Origin of the sequence: Streptomyces sp. NRRL S-118, from assembly GCF_000716335.1 — a bacterium.
GTDB lineage: Bacteria > Actinomycetota > Actinomycetes > Streptomycetales > Streptomycetaceae > Streptomyces.
Map to the genome: position 1 here is coordinate 18,794 of NZ_KL591018.1, position 17,183 is coordinate 35,976.

12 protein-coding genes are annotated in these 17,183 nt (G+C 70.6%); 9 read left to right on the plus strand and 3 right to left on the minus strand.

The genetic code is table 11. The features are described from left to right. Window positions 1-78 precede the first annotated feature (78 nt). The gene (locus IH00_RS0126295) at window positions 79-1,437 is read left to right on the plus strand and encodes an Hsp70 family protein (protein ID WP_052411648.1); all 1,359 of its coding nucleotides are present in this window, start codon (window positions 79-81) and stop codon (window positions 1,435-1,437) included. Between the two features lie 44 nt (window positions 1,438-1,481). On the opposite strand, the gene IH00_RS0126300 is transcribed toward IH00_RS0126295, so the two are convergent. Genes IH00_RS0126300 through IH00_RS43455 form a run of 3 tightly spaced genes read right to left on the minus strand, consistent with a single transcriptional unit; the run spans window position 1,482 to window position 6,421 of the window. Continuing rightward, complete coding sequence (locus IH00_RS0126300) at window positions 1,482-2,945, minus strand: dynamin family protein (RefSeq protein ID WP_052411649.1); 1,464 nt, start codon at window positions 2,943-2,945, stop codon at window positions 1,482-1,484. Next, window positions 2,942-4,714, minus strand: coding sequence for a dynamin family protein (locus IH00_RS0126305; RefSeq protein ID WP_031077783.1), 1,773 nt, complete (start codon window positions 4,712-4,714; stop codon window positions 2,942-2,944). The genes IH00_RS0126300 and IH00_RS0126305 overlap by 4 nt, the downstream gene beginning before the upstream one ends. Before the next feature lie 6 nt (window positions 4,715-4,720). Beyond that, entirely contained in the window at window positions 4,721-6,421 is a 1,701-nt protein-coding gene (locus tag IH00_RS43455; protein WP_199819812.1) for an NlpC/P60 family protein, read from the minus strand. A 228-nt stretch (window positions 6,422-6,649) separates the two neighbouring features. Here IH00_RS43455 and IH00_RS0126315 point away from each other — a divergent pair, with 228 nt between their 5' ends. The 8 genes from IH00_RS0126315 (at window position 6,650) to IH00_RS0126350 (ending at window position 16,192) form a co-directional block, all read left to right on the plus strand. Beyond that, a complete protein-coding gene (locus IH00_RS0126315) occupies window positions 6,650-8,488 on the plus strand; it encodes an ATP-binding protein (RefSeq protein WP_199819813.1) in 1,839 nt (612 codons plus the stop codon). 15 nt (window positions 8,489-8,503) lie between these two features. Then, window positions 8,504-9,139 (plus strand): Pvc16 family protein, encoded by a 636-nt coding sequence (locus IH00_RS0126320; protein ID WP_063835443.1) that lies wholly within the window; start codon window positions 8,504-8,506, stop codon window positions 9,137-9,139. A gap of 171 nt (window positions 9,140-9,310) precedes the next feature. Next, window positions 9,311-13,117, plus strand: a complete 3,807-nt coding sequence (locus tag IH00_RS39050; protein ID WP_052411651.1) for an eCIS core domain-containing protein — start codon at window positions 9,311-9,313, stop codon at window positions 13,115-13,117. A 26-nt stretch (window positions 13,118-13,143) separates the two neighbouring features. Beyond that, window positions 13,144-14,736 (plus strand): phage tail sheath family protein, encoded by a 1,593-nt coding sequence (locus tag IH00_RS0126330; protein ID WP_031077795.1) that lies wholly within the window; start codon window positions 13,144-13,146, stop codon window positions 14,734-14,736. 41 nt (window positions 14,737-14,777) lie between these two features. Next, on the plus strand, window positions 14,778-15,212 hold the full coding sequence (locus tag IH00_RS0126335; protein ID WP_031077797.1) for a phage tail protein: 435 nt from the start codon (window positions 14,778-14,780) through the stop codon (window positions 15,210-15,212). Next, the gene (locus IH00_RS37700; protein ID WP_039947441.1) at window positions 15,209-15,565 is read left to right on the plus strand and encodes a hypothetical protein; all 357 of its coding nucleotides are present in this window, start codon (window positions 15,209-15,211) and stop codon (window positions 15,563-15,565) included. The genes IH00_RS0126335 and IH00_RS37700 overlap by 4 nt, the downstream gene beginning before the upstream one ends. Then, window positions 15,547-15,732 carry a DUF6760 family protein gene (locus IH00_RS44285; RefSeq protein WP_078887986.1) on the plus strand — a complete coding sequence of 62 codons (186 nt, stop codon included), beginning with the start codon at window positions 15,547-15,549 and terminating at the stop codon, window positions 15,730-15,732. The genes IH00_RS37700 and IH00_RS44285 overlap by 19 nt, the downstream gene beginning before the upstream one ends. A gap of 13 nt (window positions 15,733-15,745) precedes the next feature. Beyond that, a complete protein-coding gene (locus tag IH00_RS0126350) occupies window positions 15,746-16,192 on the plus strand; it encodes a phage tail protein (protein ID WP_199819814.1) in 447 nt (148 codons plus the stop codon). Window positions 16,193-17,183 lie beyond the last annotated feature (991 nt).

A 17,183-nucleotide genomic window follows, 5' to 3' on the forward strand; every position in this document is an offset into this window, starting at 1 on the left:
GCTCACGACAAGATGATGCCACTCCAGCAGGCATACTGGGCCAACTTCCGGTTTTTTTCGGTCCGATGAAAGGGCGGAATGTTTCCTCTGGGGATTGATCTCGGGACCACCTTCACCGGCGCCGCCTTGTGGCGGAACGGCCGTGCGGAGACGGTGCCGCTCGGGCAGCAGCACCGATCCGACCTCGTCCCCTCGGTGCTGTACTGGGAAAGGGACGGAACGCTGCTGGTCGGGGACAACGCCTGGCTCAGGGGTGCCACCGATCCGGCGCGCATGGCCCAGCGGTTCAAGCCCTTGATGGGCCAATCCTCTCCGGTGATCACGGGGGGGACGAATCACGAGCCCCACGAGCTCACCGGCCATCTGCTGCGCTGGGTTCTGGACACCGTCTCCGATCTCGAAGGCGCCCGGCCCGGCCACGTCGTCCTCACCCACCCGGCCGGCTGGGAGGACCACCGTCGGCAGGCCCTGATCCAGGCGGCCTCCATCGCGGGACTCGGTGACGTCGGCCTCCTGCCCGAACCCATCGCCGCGGGCACGTTCTACGTGTCCCAGCAGCGCATCGTGCCGGTGCGCCCCGGTGCGTTGATCGGCATCTACGACCTCGGGGGCGGCACCTTCGACGCCACCGTCGTGCGCAAGTCGGAGACCGGCGTGGAGATCTACGGCGAGCCGGACGGCAACGACCTGGTGGGAGGCATCCACTTCGACGATCTGCTCATGGAGCACGTCCAGGAGGCGGCCGGCGTCACGGACCGGTTCGACCTTGACGACCCCACGGACGAGGCCGACCGGCTACGGCTGATGGACGATGTGATCAGGGCCAAGGAGGCCCTCTCCAGCCTCTCGGACGTGGTCGTCCCGGTCCGGCTGCCGGGGGTCACCCGGCAGGTGGACATCACCCGAGCCGGCTTCGAAGCGCTCATCCAGCCGATGATCATGGACACCATCGGTGTGTTCGCCGATGTGCTCGACCGGGCGGGCGTCAGCCCGGCCCAGCTCGACGCCGTGCTGCTGGTCGGCGGGTCCAGCCGGATTCCCCTGGTGACCCGCCTGCTGGAGGGCGAGCTGGGAATCTCCGTCAGGACCGATGCGCACAGCAAGCACGTGGTCAGTCTCGGCGCCGCGATAGCCGCGGCACCCCGGCACCGCGAGGCGGAGGTGCGGAGGACCCCGTACGCGCCTGCGCCCACCCCCGCCATGGCCCCCGAAGAAGGCCCGGAGCTGTCGGTCGTCGCCGACCTGGAGCGCACCGGCCTCACGGCGGCCACCGACACCAGGGTGCACATCGTCATCGAGGGCCAGACGGTCACCGTCGACACCCTGAGGGACGGCGGGACCCGCCGCGGCGGGCTGGGCGCGCTCGTCGTGGTGGGGCTGGTACTGGCCGTGCTGGCGCTGGTCGTGGTGGTCGCCTTCCAGAACCGCACGACATGAGCGATCGGCTCGCCCGTCACCACCCTCCCGGCGCTCCCGCACGACTACGAGGAGAAGCCCGTCACCTGGTGCCGGGCGGCGAGGACCTCGCAGCTGCGCAGCGCCACCGTGGCCGCACGGGCGAGGTCGGGCCTGGTGAGCGGGTGGCGGGCCAGGCGGCCCCAGTAGGCGTGTTCGGCATCGAGCGCCTCGCGGACCCGGGCGGGCGAGGCGGTGACCGGCAGGTTCAGACGCGTGGTGACATCGGTGCCCTCGCCACCCAGGACCCTTTCGATCCTGGCGAGTTGTGCCTTCGCCCGGATGCGGGCGGTACGGAGATCCGACAGGATCCGGATCTCCGTGAACTCGTGGGCGTTGACGCGGATCTCCTCCATACGCCGCCGGAGCGCGCCCGCTGCGGGGATGCCGTCCGAGCCTGTCACCGCGTCGATCACCCGCAGCGCGGATTCGGCCTTGAGTACATCACGGCGCTCGGCGAACTGGGAGGTCAGCAGCGTGCGCAGCCGGGTGAGTCCGCTGTGCTCGGCGAGCGCGCCGCACAACTGCTCCTGAGTGAGGCGGGGGTCGTCCCGCAGCAGACGGAGGCTGAAGCGGATCCCGTACAGGCCGAGCCTGCGCAGGAGCGCCTCCCGTCCGGCGGTGGTGACGACGGTGCGCCGTGCGGGGTCGAGGAAACGCGAGGTGGACACCATCAAGGGCGCGGTGGCGGCGTGGCCCGCCCCGGCCAGTGCGCGCAGACCGGCGAACTCGTCCGGGTCCATCGTCCCGGACGCCTCGGCCAGCAGTCCCGCCAACGGCACCACGGTGTGCACCAGTGAGCGGATCCGGCTGTTGCGGCGGTAGTCGGCCGCGATGCGGTCGGCGTGGTCCAGCGCCTCGTCGGTCCCACCGCCCATCTCGTCGGCCCTGGACAGGATGCCGAGCGCGGTGACGAGGCTGCCGCCGTGGGCGGTCGCGTCGGCCGTCATACGCAGGAAGTCGACGTCCGAGGAATGAAGTTGACGCATCAGATACAGCACGGCGTCGACGGTGCCCCCGTCGGACTGCTGGGCGAAGAACCGCTCGGTGCGGGCTCCGGCCGTGAACGCCAGCGAACCCGTTCCGGGCGTGTCGATCAGCGTCATCGAGGCCAGCCACGGGGCGGGCAGTTCCATCCGGAGCCGGGCCAGGTCCGCGACCGGTGCCCCAGGGGGCAGTACGACGGGCACCGTGGCCTTCAGCGGGATCGGCTCACCCGTCGTCGGGTCGGCCCAGGCGGCAGTGTGGTCGCCATAGCCGTACCAGGTGACGATGCGGGTGCACTCACCCGCGTCGGTCGCCGCCACCTGCTGCCCGACCAGGGCGTTGAGCAGCGTCGACTTGCCCGCTTTGACCCGGCCGGCGATCGCCACCTTCAAGGGTTCCGCCAGGTGCGCCGTCACCGCCCGGACCGCCTGCTCACCGGGGCGGCCCCGGTAGGCGCGGGCCGCCTCGCCGAGCAGGTCGTGTACTCGCGCCGTCAGGTTCACGCGCGCTGCCTCCCCACGTATCCGGAGCGGGCGGCCACCGTCTGCGCCGATTCGAGCAGCGTCCGGACGCGGTCCAGCCCCTCCGCCGTCGTCGCCGGGGAACCGGAGGCGGCTGCCAGCACACTCCGCTCGGCGGTCTCCCGCAGTTCGGCGGCACGGTCCAGGTAGTAGTCGCGCAGGCGGGTCTGGCATCTGCGGATCAGGTCCGCCGCGGCGTTGCCGGCGCAGGCGTGCTGCTGGCGGAGGTAGGTGGCCACGGCGGTGGCGCCTTCCCGCCGGGACTGCTCCACCCTGGCCGCCTTCTGGTCGCGCACCGACTTCACGGCGAAGACCGTTCCGAACACGGCGGTGACCGGCAGCAGCACCCACAGCGCCGGGTGCAGCGTGGTGATCAGCAGGGTGGTCACCACCGAGCTGCTCAGCGACCAGCCGCGAGCGGCCTGCATCCCCACTTCCATCCGGCCCGCCGCCTTGGTGGTCGGTGTGCCGAGCCGGACGCTCTCCCCGACTCCGGCCGGTCCCGCGCCGCCGGCGCCCCGCAGGACCTCCCCGGACTCGTCGGAGAACGCCTTCGCCACCTCGGCGGCCACCTCGTCGATCGCCGCGAGAGTGCGGTGGTGGCAGTCGGTCAGTTCCTCGTTCGTACGCTGATAGAGCCAGGGCACGAACGCGTCCCACTGGGTGATGGGGTCGAGGGTGTTGACCCGCGCCACCGCCTCCTGTTCGAGCCGCAGCATCCGGTCCTGGAGTTCGTTGCGGGCGCGGGAGCCGATGTCGGCGAACCGGTCGTTGACCATGTTCATCCACCGTGCGGTCGGTGCGCCCAGCTGTGCGGCGCGCCGTCGGGCCTGCTCGGTGCGGAGACGGTCCTCGGGCTGCCCGGCAGCCGACAGCGTGCGCGCGATCTGGCCGATGGTGTCGGTCACCGCCGCTGCCGCCCGGCCGGACGCCGAGGCCCGGCTGCCGGCCAGCCGCGAGCGCAGCCGGTCGATCAGGACGGGGAACCCCGATTCGGCGTTGAGCCCGGCGTCCTGCGCGTCCAGGGCGAGCTCCCGCAGCCGGGCGGACACCGGCACGATCTCCACGCTCAGTCCGGCCGTCGCGACATGGCGGCGGTTGATCTCCAGGATGCGCCGCCAGTCCAGGTAAAGGTCCGTCTTGGTGAGCACGCACAGCGTGTTCGGACAGGTGCGGATCACATGCCGGAGGAAGTCGATCTCGGCCGCCGTGTACTCCTGGCTCGCGTCGGAGACGACCAGCACGGCGTCGGCCAGTGAGACCGCCCGCATGGCGGCGGCCGCCTGTGCCGAGGAGAACCCGCCGCCCAGGCCGGGGCTGTCCACCAGGACGAGTCCGGTGGACAGGAGCGTGCGCGGCAGGCCGACCTCGATCGCCGCGAGCTTGCGTCCGGCGCCGTCGGCCCCCTGGGTGGAGAAGGCGGCGACCTCGCGGGGATCGGCCGGCGTGGTCGCCTCGCCCTCCACCGAGGTGATCAGGGCGGCGCGCGGGGTGGTGGCATGGCCGACCAGAATGGGAACGGTGGTGAACCCGGTCGGGTCGGTGCCGCAGACCGGTACCCCGACCAGTCCGTTGACCAGGCTGCTCTTGCCCTTCTTGAACTCTCCGGCCACCAGTACCTGGAAAGGGCCCGAGCTCAGCTGCTGTGCCTCGGCGGCGAGCCGCGCCGCGAGGTCGGGCCTGCCGTTGCGGTGTGCCTCGCCGATGGCCGCGGCCAGCAGCCGGCGCGCCTGCTGATCGGTTGTCACCACGGTGTGTCAGTGCCCTCCGTGTACCGCGTCGTGGCCGCCGTCCGTGTCGGGCCCGGGGTGGGCACCGAGGTCGACCGGGACGACGGTGGCGTGCAGGCCGTCGTCGAACCCGTGTGTGCCGGGGTCTCCCGTGAACGCGTGGTCCGCCGCTTCGGGCGCGTACGGCTCCCCGGCTCGCTCCGCCGCGTCCTGTGCCGGGATGATCGGCGCGGTCGGACCGGTGAACTCCAGGCTGGCCGCCAGCGTGTCCTGGTCCAGTCGGTCGGGGTCCGAGGCCAGGCGCCTGCCGAAGTCGTCGGCCCCGGCGGGGGCCGGGGCGGTGGGAGGTGGTTCGGTGGGGGCCGGCACGGTCGGCGCCGGGGCGGTGGGCGCCGGTTCGGTCGGGGCCGGGGCGGTAGGGGGCTGTTGACCGTCGTTCCGCGCGGGTGCCGGCTCCTGGGCGGCGGCAGCCGCGGCGGAGTCCGCAGCGGGTGCGGCCGGAGCCATGCCACTGCCCCCGCTACTGCCACTGCCACCGCCGGTGCCAGTGCCAGGGATCATCGCGGCGTAGTTGAAGCGGCGAGTGCTGGCCTCGAAGACGCCCACCCCGGCACGGGAGTTGAGCGCTTCGATGGTGTGCCCGTCGCCGAGACTGATCGCGACGTGCTGACCGGTGGGCTCACCGGTGACCGGATCGCTGGAGAAGCTGAACAGCAGGGCTCCTCGGGTGCGGACGGCCTCCTCGACCGACATGGTGGTGCCGGCATCGTGCAGTTGCCGGAACTGCCCCAGCGCGCCGTCGGTGATGGACAGCCCGGCCTGGTGCGCGGCCCACTCCACCAGTTCGGAGCAGTCGAACGCGGTCGGGTCCTCCGCGTCGAGGCGAGCCTCGGCCCCGTAGACGTACCGGTCCCCGTTCTGCGCGAGCGCCGCCTCGACGAACCGGGCCACCTTGTCGCCGTCCACCGCTTGTGCCGGGGCCACCGTTCCGGTCTCCGGCTCGGCCGGGGAGCCGTCCGGTGGTTCTCCGCCGGCGGGCCCGCCGGGCTGACCGGGGCCGGCGCCGGTCTCCACGGGCAGCCCGTACTCCCTGCCCGCCGCCGGATCCCCGTTCTCCAGCGGGATGCCGTACTCGGCGCCCCGGCGGTCGGGAGTCGCGGCCTGCTGGGCCGCCGGACCGGTGCTCGCCGTGGTGCCCTCGGCGACGGCAGGGGTCGGCGCCGGCTGCCCGGAGGAGGAGCCGGGGCCGGACGGTGCCGGCTGTCCGGGGTCAGCGCCGGGCACGGCCGTTGACGACTGCCCCCCGCCGTCGTCGCCGGCACTGCGGCGGTCGCCGTACCCGGTGGTGCCCGTCCACACGCCACGACCCGCTCCGTCCCCGTGCGCCACGGCCGCCGCCTGGGCCTCCTCCTGGAACCGGAGGTACCGCGCGGAGGGTCCGTGGTGCGTGGTGGTCCACGGGGAGAAGTCGTCGCCCTGGTGGGACACGAGGAACGCCGCTCTGGCGTTGTCCACCGGGTCGTACAGGTCGAACCGCTGGGCCAGGTCCGGGTGTGCCCGGGCGTTGATCTGCCAGAGCCCTCTGCTGTCCTCCCCGACCGGGTTGTGGGCGCGGCTGTCGCCGCCGGACTCGGCCAGCGCGACGGCGGTCATGGTGGTGGCCTGGTCGGGTGAGAAACCTGCTTGCCGGGCGAAAGCGTAGATCTGCTCTGCAGAGAAGCGAGGCATGCCGCCAGGGTAGGGCCGCGAGGGGTCCCGGATCCCCCGGTAGCGCATATCCGTTCTTCTCCGGTGTCCGCCCCTGGTCAAGCGCTACGATGACGCCGACGTTGGTCGGGGGCGGGCTGCAGGGGAGTGGTTCCGGCGGACGAGTCTGTGGGTGCGCCGCCTTGGCAGGTGCTGGCCGACACGCTTCTGCAGCGTGAAGCACTGGTCTGCCGTGTCGGTGAAGGGCTCGTGCCCCGCGATTTCGCCGGGCTCTACGTCGCACACGAGGACCTGGACCGGGTGCTGCGCACGCTTCCCGGGCTCAACGGCCCCGACGCCTCAGTCTCGCGTGAGGTGCGTGAGAAGCTCGCGCCCGAACTCGCCGCCGCCAGGGCGCTGTTCACCGAGTCGCTGACCGGTGACGACGCGTTCGCCGTGCTCGTACGCCGGGCGGGACTGACGCCGGGCGAAGCGGAGTTGCTCGCGGTGGTGTGTGCGGTGGACATGTCCCCGGCGCGGATGAAACTGGTGTCCTACGTACAGGACAGTGTGCAGTTGCCGCGGCTGACCCTGTCGACGGTGGCCCGCATGTTCGGCTCGGTGGACGCGGCGGCGCACGGCTCCCGTCCGGTCACCGCGTTCCTCGTCGACATCGGTGCGGAGGGGCCGTGGGGCAACCGGATGCTCGCTCCCGCCGGCCGGGTGATCTGGGCGCTGACCGGTGACGGCACGGCCGATCCCGGACTGCCGCCCGGAACGCGTCGTGTACCGGGCGGCGCTCTCCCGGCGGCCGCGCCCGAGCTGCTGCTGGTGTCCGGACCGGACGAGGCCAGCCGGTTACGCGCGGTCGCCGGCCACCGACCGGGACAGGGCATGCTGATCAGCTCTGTGCCGTCCGGCCCGACGGCCTGGCAGGCGCTGGTACGGGAGGCCACCGTCGAGGGACTGGCCGTCGTGCTGGAACTGGCCGGGCCACCGGACGGGGAGGTACGCGACCGCGTCGACCGTGCCGACCACCTGACCTGGGTGCTGAGTTCCGGCACGGAGCTGCCCCTGGACCTGCTGCCGCGCCGAGGCTTCACCGAGCTGCGCGTCGACTCGGGGATGGCGGACGCGCCGGACTGGGCGGCCGCGTTCGGAACCGGACCGGCCACGGGTGTACGGCTGACCCGCGACCAGCTCGACCTGGTGGCCGCCGCGGCCGGAGGGCGGATCTCGCACCTGTCGGCCGGCATCCGCCGTCTCGCCGGCGGTCATCTGGACCGGCTCGCGGTCCGGGTGAGCCCGCAGCGCGGGTGGGCGGATCTCGTGCTGCCGGCCGACCAGACCAGCAGGCTGCGCGAGATCGTGACACGGCACCGGCAGCGGTCCCTCGTCTACCAGGAGTGGGGTTTCTCGCCGCTCCCGTCCACGGGCGTGGTCGCCCTGTTCTCCGGACCGTCCGGCACCGGAAAGACGCTGGCCGCCGAGATCATCGCGGGTGAGCTGCAGCTGGATCTGTACAAGGTCAACCTGTCCTCGGTGGTCAGCAAGTACATCGGGGAGACCGAGAAGAACCTGGAGCGCATCTTCGGCGCGGCGGCCGCGGGGGACCTGGTCCTGTTCTTCGACGAGGCCGACGCACTGTTCGGCAAGCGGTCCGAGGTGAGCGACTCGCACGATCGCTACGCGAACATCGAGGTGGCCTACCTGCTGCAGCGGCTTGAGTCGTACGACGGCATCGTCGTCCTGGCGACGAATCTGCAGCGCAACATCGACGACGCCTTCCTGCGGCGCATCTCGGTGGCGGTCGGCTTCGAAGCACCCGACGAGGTCGACCGCCGGCGCATCTGGGAACGGGCGTTCCCGGGCCCGGCCCCGGTCTCGGAGCTGGACCTGGACTTCCTGGCGAGGCAGTTCCGGATCACCGGTGGCATCATCCGCAACGCCGCACTGGGAGCCGCGTTCCGGGCGGCGGGCGACGACGGACCGATCACGATGGAGCGGGTCGTCCTCGCACTCCGCAGGGAGTTCCAGAAGATCGGCCGGTTGTGCACCGAGGCGGAGTTCGGACAGTACTTCGACCTGGTGGGCGCCGAACACGAGTGAGGGGCGGGAATTCCGTTGCTTGACCTTCTCGACAGGGCCCTGGAGTCGTTCCTCCGGGCCGAGGTGCCCCTCGGCAGGGACATCGCGATCGCGTTCGACGCGCCGGACCGTGACTGGGCGGCGCGGACGTCGGGGAGACCGACGGTCAACCTCTATCTGTGGGACGTACGCCGCAACCTCGAGCAGCGTGAGGGCGGGATGGACATGGTGGTCGACGCCGAGGGGCGCAAGCACCGGCGCCGCCCGCTGCCGAGGGTCGACTGCCGATATCTGATCACGGCCTTCACCAGTGATGTGCGCGACGAACACTCCCTGCTCGGACGGGTGTTGTCGGCGCTGCTGCTGCACGGCGAGATCGGCGCCGGTCATCTGCCCGACGGGCTGTCGGAGCTGCGACCGCTTCCGTCCGTGCAGGTCGCGGCCGGCGACGGACGTGACAACTCGGACTTCTGGTCCGCCCTCGGAGGCCAGCTCAAGCCCGGACTCGATGTGCTGGTCACCGCCACCGTCGACGCCGCCGTGCTGGTGGAGGCCGCTCATGACGTACACCGTTACGTGATGCGCACCCACACGATGCCGGACCGCGCACTGGTCGGTGAACGCGAACTGGCCGCCGGGCATGCGGAGGAGGCCGGCGCGCAAGGGGAGTGATCAGGCACCCCTGGGGCGCGTGGCGGTGCGGATGCGCAACTTTCGTGGATCCGGCCACCAGAACCTCTGCGAAGCGGATGTGATGACGGTCATACTGACCCGGTGCCGGTTGGTCGCCGCTTGTCGTCAGCGCCTGAGCGTGTCGCAGATGTGCGACCGACAGGTGCCGACGTGCGTGCCACCGCCGCGCCGGTCGTCTCGATGCGGGCGGTGAGCGGCCTGTTCACGCGCGGTGCGTCCGCTCAGCCGGCCGGGGCCGTGCTGCCGGCCGCCGGCGGCAACGCCATGTTCGCGCGGCTGCTGGCAACCGCGGACACGGCGCCGCAGACAGGAGCCGACGTCGCGGAGCGGATCAACGCCCTCAGGGGTGGCGGCAATCCGCTGCCCGCCGCATTACGGGCCGATGTGGAGGGCCGGTTCGGGCAGCCGTTGGGAGACGTGCGGGTGCACGACGACGGCGAGGCGGCCGCGTTGGCGACGCGGTTGGGGGCCCGTGCGTTCACCAGCGGTCAGGACATCTTCTTCAACACCGGCGAGTACCGACCGTCTACGCCCGACGGGTACGAGCTTCTGACACATGAACTGACGCATACGCTGCAGCAGTCCACGGGGGCGGTGCAGGGGCGGGCGGCCGCGCCGGGGCTGCTGGTCAGCGAACCGCAGGACCGTGACGAGCAGGTCGCGTACGCCACTGCGCGCCGGTTGCGGGCCGAGTGGGAGTCGGGGGACGCAGGTCCACGGCCGCATGGAGCGCCGGGTCACCACGCCACCGCGGCCGGCCGGGCCGATCCCCCGGGTCCGGCGGCTCCCGTGGTCCAGCGGGCGGCCGAAAGTCCGGTGGAGGCGGCACGGGACGGCGCGGGCGAGACGTCCCTCCTCGACGACCTGGTACCGGACTTCATCCTGGACGGTGTGAAGGCGGCGGTGTCCGCGATCCCCGGCTACACGATGCTCACCCAGGTCATCGGCACGGACCCGATCACCCACCGTCCCGTGCGGGCAGGCGCCGAGGAACTGGTCGAGTCGGTACTGACCTTCGGCCCCTTCGGTGAGGCGACCGGGCGGCTGCTGCGCGGCATCGACGTCATCGACGATGTGCTCGACGCCGTGCAGACGCGGCTCACGGCGCACCATCTGACGCTGAACAGAATCGTCGACGAGATCGGGAAGGCCTGGGACGAACTGTCGGTCACAGCCGGCATCGACGGCAACGTGGCGACCGTTCGGCGGCACGTCGACGCCCTTCTCGCCGATGCGCGTGCCGCGGTCTCCGAACTGGTCGACCAGGTCATCCAGGTGGTGCGATCGGTCGTCGCCGAGGTGGCCGAACCACTGCTGCAGCGGCCGGAGGTACGGCCGGTGTGGGAGCTGGCCAAGAAGGTGTTGCACCACGACCCGTTGCACGGAACCCCGGTCACGGCCCCGACCGTGGAGATCCTGGCCGACTTCCTGAAGCTCATCGGCAGGGAACAGACGCTCGAGCAGCTGCGCGAGCGTGGCACCCTGCAGCAGGCGGCCGACTGGCTCGACACACAGTTCGCCACGTTCGCCGGTGTCAAGGACGAGCTGGTCCAGCTGTTCACCGACGCCTGGCAAGCGATCCAGCCGCAGAATCTGCCGCGGCTCCTGGACACACTGCCGGGTCTGGCCGCGCGGGCCGTCGCGCTGGTGCGGCGGATCGCGGCCTTCGCCGCCACGATCATGGGCAAGGCCCTGGAGCTGGTGAAGCAGTCGCTGCTCGGACCGCTGAGCGAGCGGGCCCGGCACATCACGGGATTCCCGCTGCTCACCGTGGTCATCGGCCAGGACCCGTTCACCGGGCAGCGGGTCCCGCGTACCGCGGAGAACCTGATCCGTGGCTTCGTGACGCTGCTGCCGGGCGGCGACGCCACCTACGACCAGCTCGCCGAATCGGGGGTCATCGGCCAGGCGGCGGCCCGGATCGAGGGCGAGATGGGCAGGCTCGGCATCTCCGCCGACCTGGTCGTCACCACCTTCCGCGGCATCTGGGACAGCCTGTCACTGGACGACCTGCTCGACCCGGTCGGCGCGTTCCAGCGGATCCTGCGGCAGTTCGGCGAGCCGGTGTCCCGTCTCGTCGAGTTCGCCGGTGTGGTGCTCGAAGTCGTGGTGACGCTGATCATCAAACTGATGAACTTCCCGTCCGACCTGGTCGGCGACATCATCGGCAATGCCATGTCCGCCATCGAGGACATCAAGCGCGACCCGGTGCGGTTCCTGCTGAACATGCTCCAGGCATTGAAGACCGGGTTCCTGGGCTTCCTCGACGGCATCGGCACGTATCTGCTCCAGGGCCTGAGCAGCTGGCTGCTGCGGGGCCTGGGGCAGCTGGGCATCACCCTGCCGAGGGAGCTCACCCCGGGGGCTGTCCTGGACCTGGCGATGCAGGTGCTCGGCGTCGGGGCGGAGACGCTGTGGCAGAAGCTGGGCGAGCGCATCGGCCCGGAGCGGGTGGCCCAGCTGCGCGCCGGCATCGACCACCTCACCGGGGCGTGGGCGTTCCTCAAGGACGTCCGCGAGCGCGGTGTGGCGGCGGTCTACGAGTACGTCGCCGACAAGCTCAGCGGCCTGTGGGACACGGTGCTGCGGATGGCGACCGACTGGATCATGACCCAGGTCGTCCAGCGCGCCACCGCCAAGCTGGTCTCCATGCTGGACCCGACCGGCGTGATGGCGGTCGTCAACAGCTGCGTCGCTTTCTTCAACGCGGTCCAGTCGGCGATCGAGTACGTCCGTGACATCCTCCGGATCGTCGAGCAGTACACCCGGACCATCGCCCAGGTGGCCCGCGGCGACATCCAGCCCGGCGCGGACAGGGTCACCCGCGGCCTGGCGGACGCGGTCCCGATCGCCATCGGCTTCCTGGCCAACCAGGTCGGCATCGGCAACGTCCCGGAGAAGGTCGTCGACATCATCAAGGGCCTCCGGGAACTGGTGGACCAGGCGCTGGACTGGCTGTTCGACCAGGCGATGCGGCTGGGGGCGGCGGCGCTGAACGCGTTGGGCGGCAGCGGTGCGCAGCCCACGGACCAGGCGGATGCCGCCGGCCCGGCCGACATTCCCGAACAGACGTTCCACTTCGAACTGGAGGGGCACCAGCACACCCTTTTCGGCCGGGTAACCAACGGCAGGCTCATCCTGGAGATGTCCTCCCCCACCCGGGAAACGCTCCTGGCGAAGATCGATGCCGGCGTCCAGCACCCCCACATCGCCGGGAACCAGCGGGTGCAAAACAAGCTGAAGGAGATCCGCAAGCACGTCGACGCCCAGGAAGGAGCCGAGCTCGATGCCCGCCGGTCGATCGACCACGGCGACGAAGGCGCCATACGGCGCGGTCACGAAGACATGGCTCGCGTGCGAAGGCGCCTGGAGGCCGTGGCCGCCGAACTCAAAAAGATCGGCAAGGAGTTCGACGTCCGCGTGTTGCGGGACGATCCGGAAGTGGTCAACGGGAAAATCCCGGACGATATCGACATCCGCGCGTACTACTACGGCCGCGTCAACCGATACGAGTCGCGACGTGCTGACTACACCGACCAGATGGTGGAGTGGAAGAAGGTCTACACCAAGGAAGCGGCCGAGGATCCCGTGCTTGCCAGCCACCGCAACTCGTACATGTGCCTGGGGATGGACCACGAGAAACCGATCCCGCACCTGGTCAGCGGCGCGACTTTCACCGACCCCGAGAGCAAGCGGAAGTACGTCGCGGTCGAGATCCAGGTCGAGCACAAGTACGAGGTGGTCGAGCACTGGAACAACGGTGACCCATCGCACACCGCCAACACTAACGCGGGCAGGAACTCCAACCAGCAGGCCCGCACGCAATGGAACAACTGGGATGACAACCTGACCGGCATGTGCCGGGAGTGCAACAGCAAGAAGGAAAAGGCACGCCAGGCAGCCGGTGGCCTGGGTTACCAACGTGATGTCCTCACCGGCTTCTTCGGCCGGTCGTAGCCAGGACCGAGAACAGGAGCAAACGTATGGTAGTGGGGGGTGCCCCCGGCGTTTACGTCGAGGAGCAGGTCAGCGGCTCCATGCCGCTACAAGGCGTCGGCACCGCCGTCGCCGCGTTCGTCGGGTTCACCGAGAAGTACGACAGGAAGAACGGTGATTCCACCGATCCCGAGGGCGTCAAGCCGCAGCTGGTGACCAGCTGGCCGCAGTACGAGCGGGTCTATGGGAGCTTCGCGCCGGACATCGTGCTGCCGCACGCCGTGAAGGGCTTCTTCGAGAACGGCGGGAGCAGCTGCTACATCGTCCGTATCCCCACCGGCGCCGACACCCCCGCCCCGCGTCGCGCGTTGCCTGCCGTCGGGCGTCCGGAGGCGGAGTCGTTGGTGGTGGAGGCACTGGACGCCACCGCCGCCCTGGAAGTCGTCGTGGAGACCGAGCCCCCGGCCGAGGGCGCGGCGCAGGAGTTCACCGTCAAGGTGGTGCGTGGCGGCACGATCGAGGAGCACTTCCCCAACCTCAGCCTCGGCAAGGGCAACCAGAACGCCGGCAGGGTCATCAACGACGGGTCCGAACTCATTCGCGTCGAGACACGCAGCATCCCCGGCCTCTCCTCCGCCGAGCGCATCCCGGCCCCGGGTGTGTACGTCATCGAGCCGAGCGCGTCCGCCGCTCCCGCCGCCATCACCGCCACCCCCGCGGATCTCGCGGGTTCGGAGACGACGCGTACCGGGTACGAGGGCCTCGCCATCGCCGAGGACGTGTCCATCGTGGCGATCCCCGACCTCATCACGGTGTGCCGCCGGCCCGACGGAACCGTCGACGAAGAGAAGTATCTCGCCGCGCAGCGCAAGCTGGTCGACTGGTGCGAGCTGCGGCGGAGCATGATGGCGATCCTCGACTCGCCCCCCGGCCTCAACGCCCAACAGGCGCTGGGGTGGCGTGAACGGCTGGGTGTGGACAGCGCGTTCGGAGCCGCCTACTACCCGCACGTCGTCGTGGCCAACCCCAAGGCGCGGCCCGGCGCCACCAACGGTGAGCGATTCCTCACGCTCCCGCCGAGCGGCCACATCGCCGGCGTCTGGGCACGCACCGACGGCGCCCGGGGCGTGTGGAAGGCCCCCGCCAACGAGGTCATCCGGGGCATCGCCCGGCTGGAGACCGAGGTGACGACGGGTGAGCAGGACAAACTGAACCCGAAGCAGGTCAACTGCCTGCGTTCGTTCGGCGCCAACGGCCTGCGCATCTGGGGCGCCCGCACCCTGGCCTCGCAGGACCAGAGCTGGCGCTACATCAATGTGCGACGGCTCTTCATCTACATCGAGGAGACCATCCGCCTGGGGACCCAGTGGGTGGTGTTCGAGCCCAACGACGCCGACCTGTGGGGCCGGGTCAACCGCACCATCGGCGCGTTCCTGCACAACCTCTGGATGCGCGGCGCACTCGTCGGCTCCACCCCGGAGCAGGCCTTCTTCGTCCTGTGCAACGACACCAACAACCCGCAGAGCTCCATCGACGAGGGCAAGCTGATCGTCGACGTGGGAGTCGCGCCGGTCAAGCCCGCCGAGTACGTGATCTTCCGGATCAGCCAGTGGCAGGGCGGCGCCACCACCAGTGAATGACATGACCGGCAGGCGGTTCCCAGTGGATGGAGGAAGAAGACATGCCTGATCTGCTCACCACGTTCACGTTCGTCCTTGAGATCGACAGCGTCGAGGTCGGCAGCTTCCGCAAGGTCTCCGGCATCGAGTCCGAGACCGAGACCATCGAGTACAAGGAGGTCAACCAGGACGGCAAGATGATCATCCGGAAGCACCCGGGCGCGATGAAGTGGTCCGACATCACCCTGGAGCGGCGGATCGACGTCTCCCAGGTGCTGTGGAACTGGCGCAAGGAGATCATCCAGGGCGACGTCGACAAGGGCCGCCGCAACGGCGCCATCCTCGCGAAGGACTCCAAGGGCGAGACCGTCGCCCGCTGGGAGTTCGTCGCGGGCTGGCCGTCGAAGTGGACCGGCGCCGACTTCGACGCGGGCGCCAACGACATCGCCACCGAGAAGGTCGTCATCACCCACGAAGGCCTGGTCCGCGTCAAATGAGCCTGCACACCGAGTACCCCTTCACGCTGCCCAAGGGCTACGTCGACGAGGAAGGCACGCTGCACCGCACCGGCGTCATGCGGCTTGCCTGCGCCCGTGACGAGATCGAGCCGCTGCGCGACCCGCGCGTGAAGGAGAACGAGTCCTACGGCACTGTGATCGTGCTCGCCCGCGTGATCACCGAACTGGGCACGCTGCCCCGGGTGAACACAAGCGTGGTGGAGCGCATGTTCGCCAGCGACTTCGCCTACCTCCAGGACTTCTACCGTGTGATCAATTTCGGTGACGCATCGGTACTGGAAGAGCTGGAGCCGGGCGCCCCTTTCCCCCGGGCATTGCTGGAGGCGGGCTAGGCAGGTACGCGGAGGACGAGCTCTGGCAGGAGATCACCTACCTGGCGTACCACCTGCACTGGAGCCTCGATGAGCTGCTCGCACTCGAACACGGCGACCGGATCCGGTTCCTCCGGCAGGTCGCCGCGCTCAACGAAAGGTCTTGGGAGGGGGTCATGAATGGGTAGCCAGGACCGGTCCATGGACCCGCCCTGGGCCGGCCGGTTCGTCTTCACCGTCGACGGGCTGGAGATCGGCGCCTTCACCGAGGTCGGCGGGCTGACCGTGTCGATCGAGGTCGAGGAGTACGCGGAGGGCGGACAGAACCAGTACACGCACCGACTGCCGGGGCGGATGAAGTGGCCCAATCTGGTGCTCAAGCGGGGGATGACGAACGCGGACAACCTGTTCGCATGGTTCGCGGCCAGCTCCGGTGAGGGTTTCGCCAAGGCGGACAACAAGATCCAGCGACGCAGCGGCGCGATCACCCTGCAGAACTCGCAGGGACGGCCGGTGCAGACCTGGAAGTTCGTCGACGCCTACCCGGTGAAGTGGACCGGCCCCCGCTTGGCCGCGACGTCCAGGGACCTCGCCGTCGAGGAACTGGAGGTGTGTCACTGTGGCTTCACCATGGAGGGGCACCGTTGAGGGCATTCCCCGGCGAAGGTCCTCACTGGCCCGGCGGCCGCTGCGTCCCGGCCTGGCCCCGGTCGAGGTCCGTCGGACCTTGCCCGGGGCGACGGGACTCGGCGTCTCGGGCTTCCGGGTGCGTGCCCCTTGGTGGGTGCTGGTCCGGCGCCTGTTCCTGAGCCGCCGGCACATCGGCTTCAGGGCAGCCGCCGTGGCTCGTTCGACGGTCTCGTCCCCGACCCCCTCACGGGAATTGCTCCGGCCCGGGGACGCCGCTCGAGGGGGCCTGCTCACCACGCGTCGCAGACCGCCGGTGCCGCCGAACCAGGTGGCCCAGGCGGCCTCGGCCCGGAGTTCCCCCGCCAGGGAACCGCTCACCCGGAGGGCGACGGCCGACGCGGGACCGGTGGTCGGGGGCGTGAGTGGCGTGGAGCACCTGCGGGTACTCGGCGGAGCCTCCGTCGCGCGCACCGGTGACGACTTCTCGCCCGAGATCGTGCCGACACCACCACAGCGAGGACCGATCCGGCCCCGGCCGGGCCCAGGATCACCCGCGAGCACTGTTCCCGCATCGGCCCCCTTCACCGGTCCTGTGGCTTCGGCCGGTCCGGTGGCGGTCGGGCGGCTGCCCTTGACCTCCCACCGACGGCGCACCGTCATCGGCCGGCGACCGGGCGCGGCTCCTGCTGACGAGGGCGCGCCACAGTGGCGGGCGGAGGCGGGGCGGCCCGGTGGTCGGCGCGGTGCCGCCGTGGGGGCTGGGCTCGTGTCCGATGCGCGGGTGGGTGCGGGGCGCGGGAGGGCTCCGGCCGCACCGGATGCCGGTATGTCCTCCGAAGTGCGGGGCGTGGCCCGGAGTTCGGCCCCCGGGCGGGCTCCAGCGGGACCGGGGCCGGGGCCGGGACCGGGGTCCGTGCCGGTGCCGGGACTTCAGGGAACGGCTTCGCCGACGACGTACGCGGTAGCCGCCTTCCTCCGGGCAGCGGCGGCCCCAAGCACGAGGAGCGCC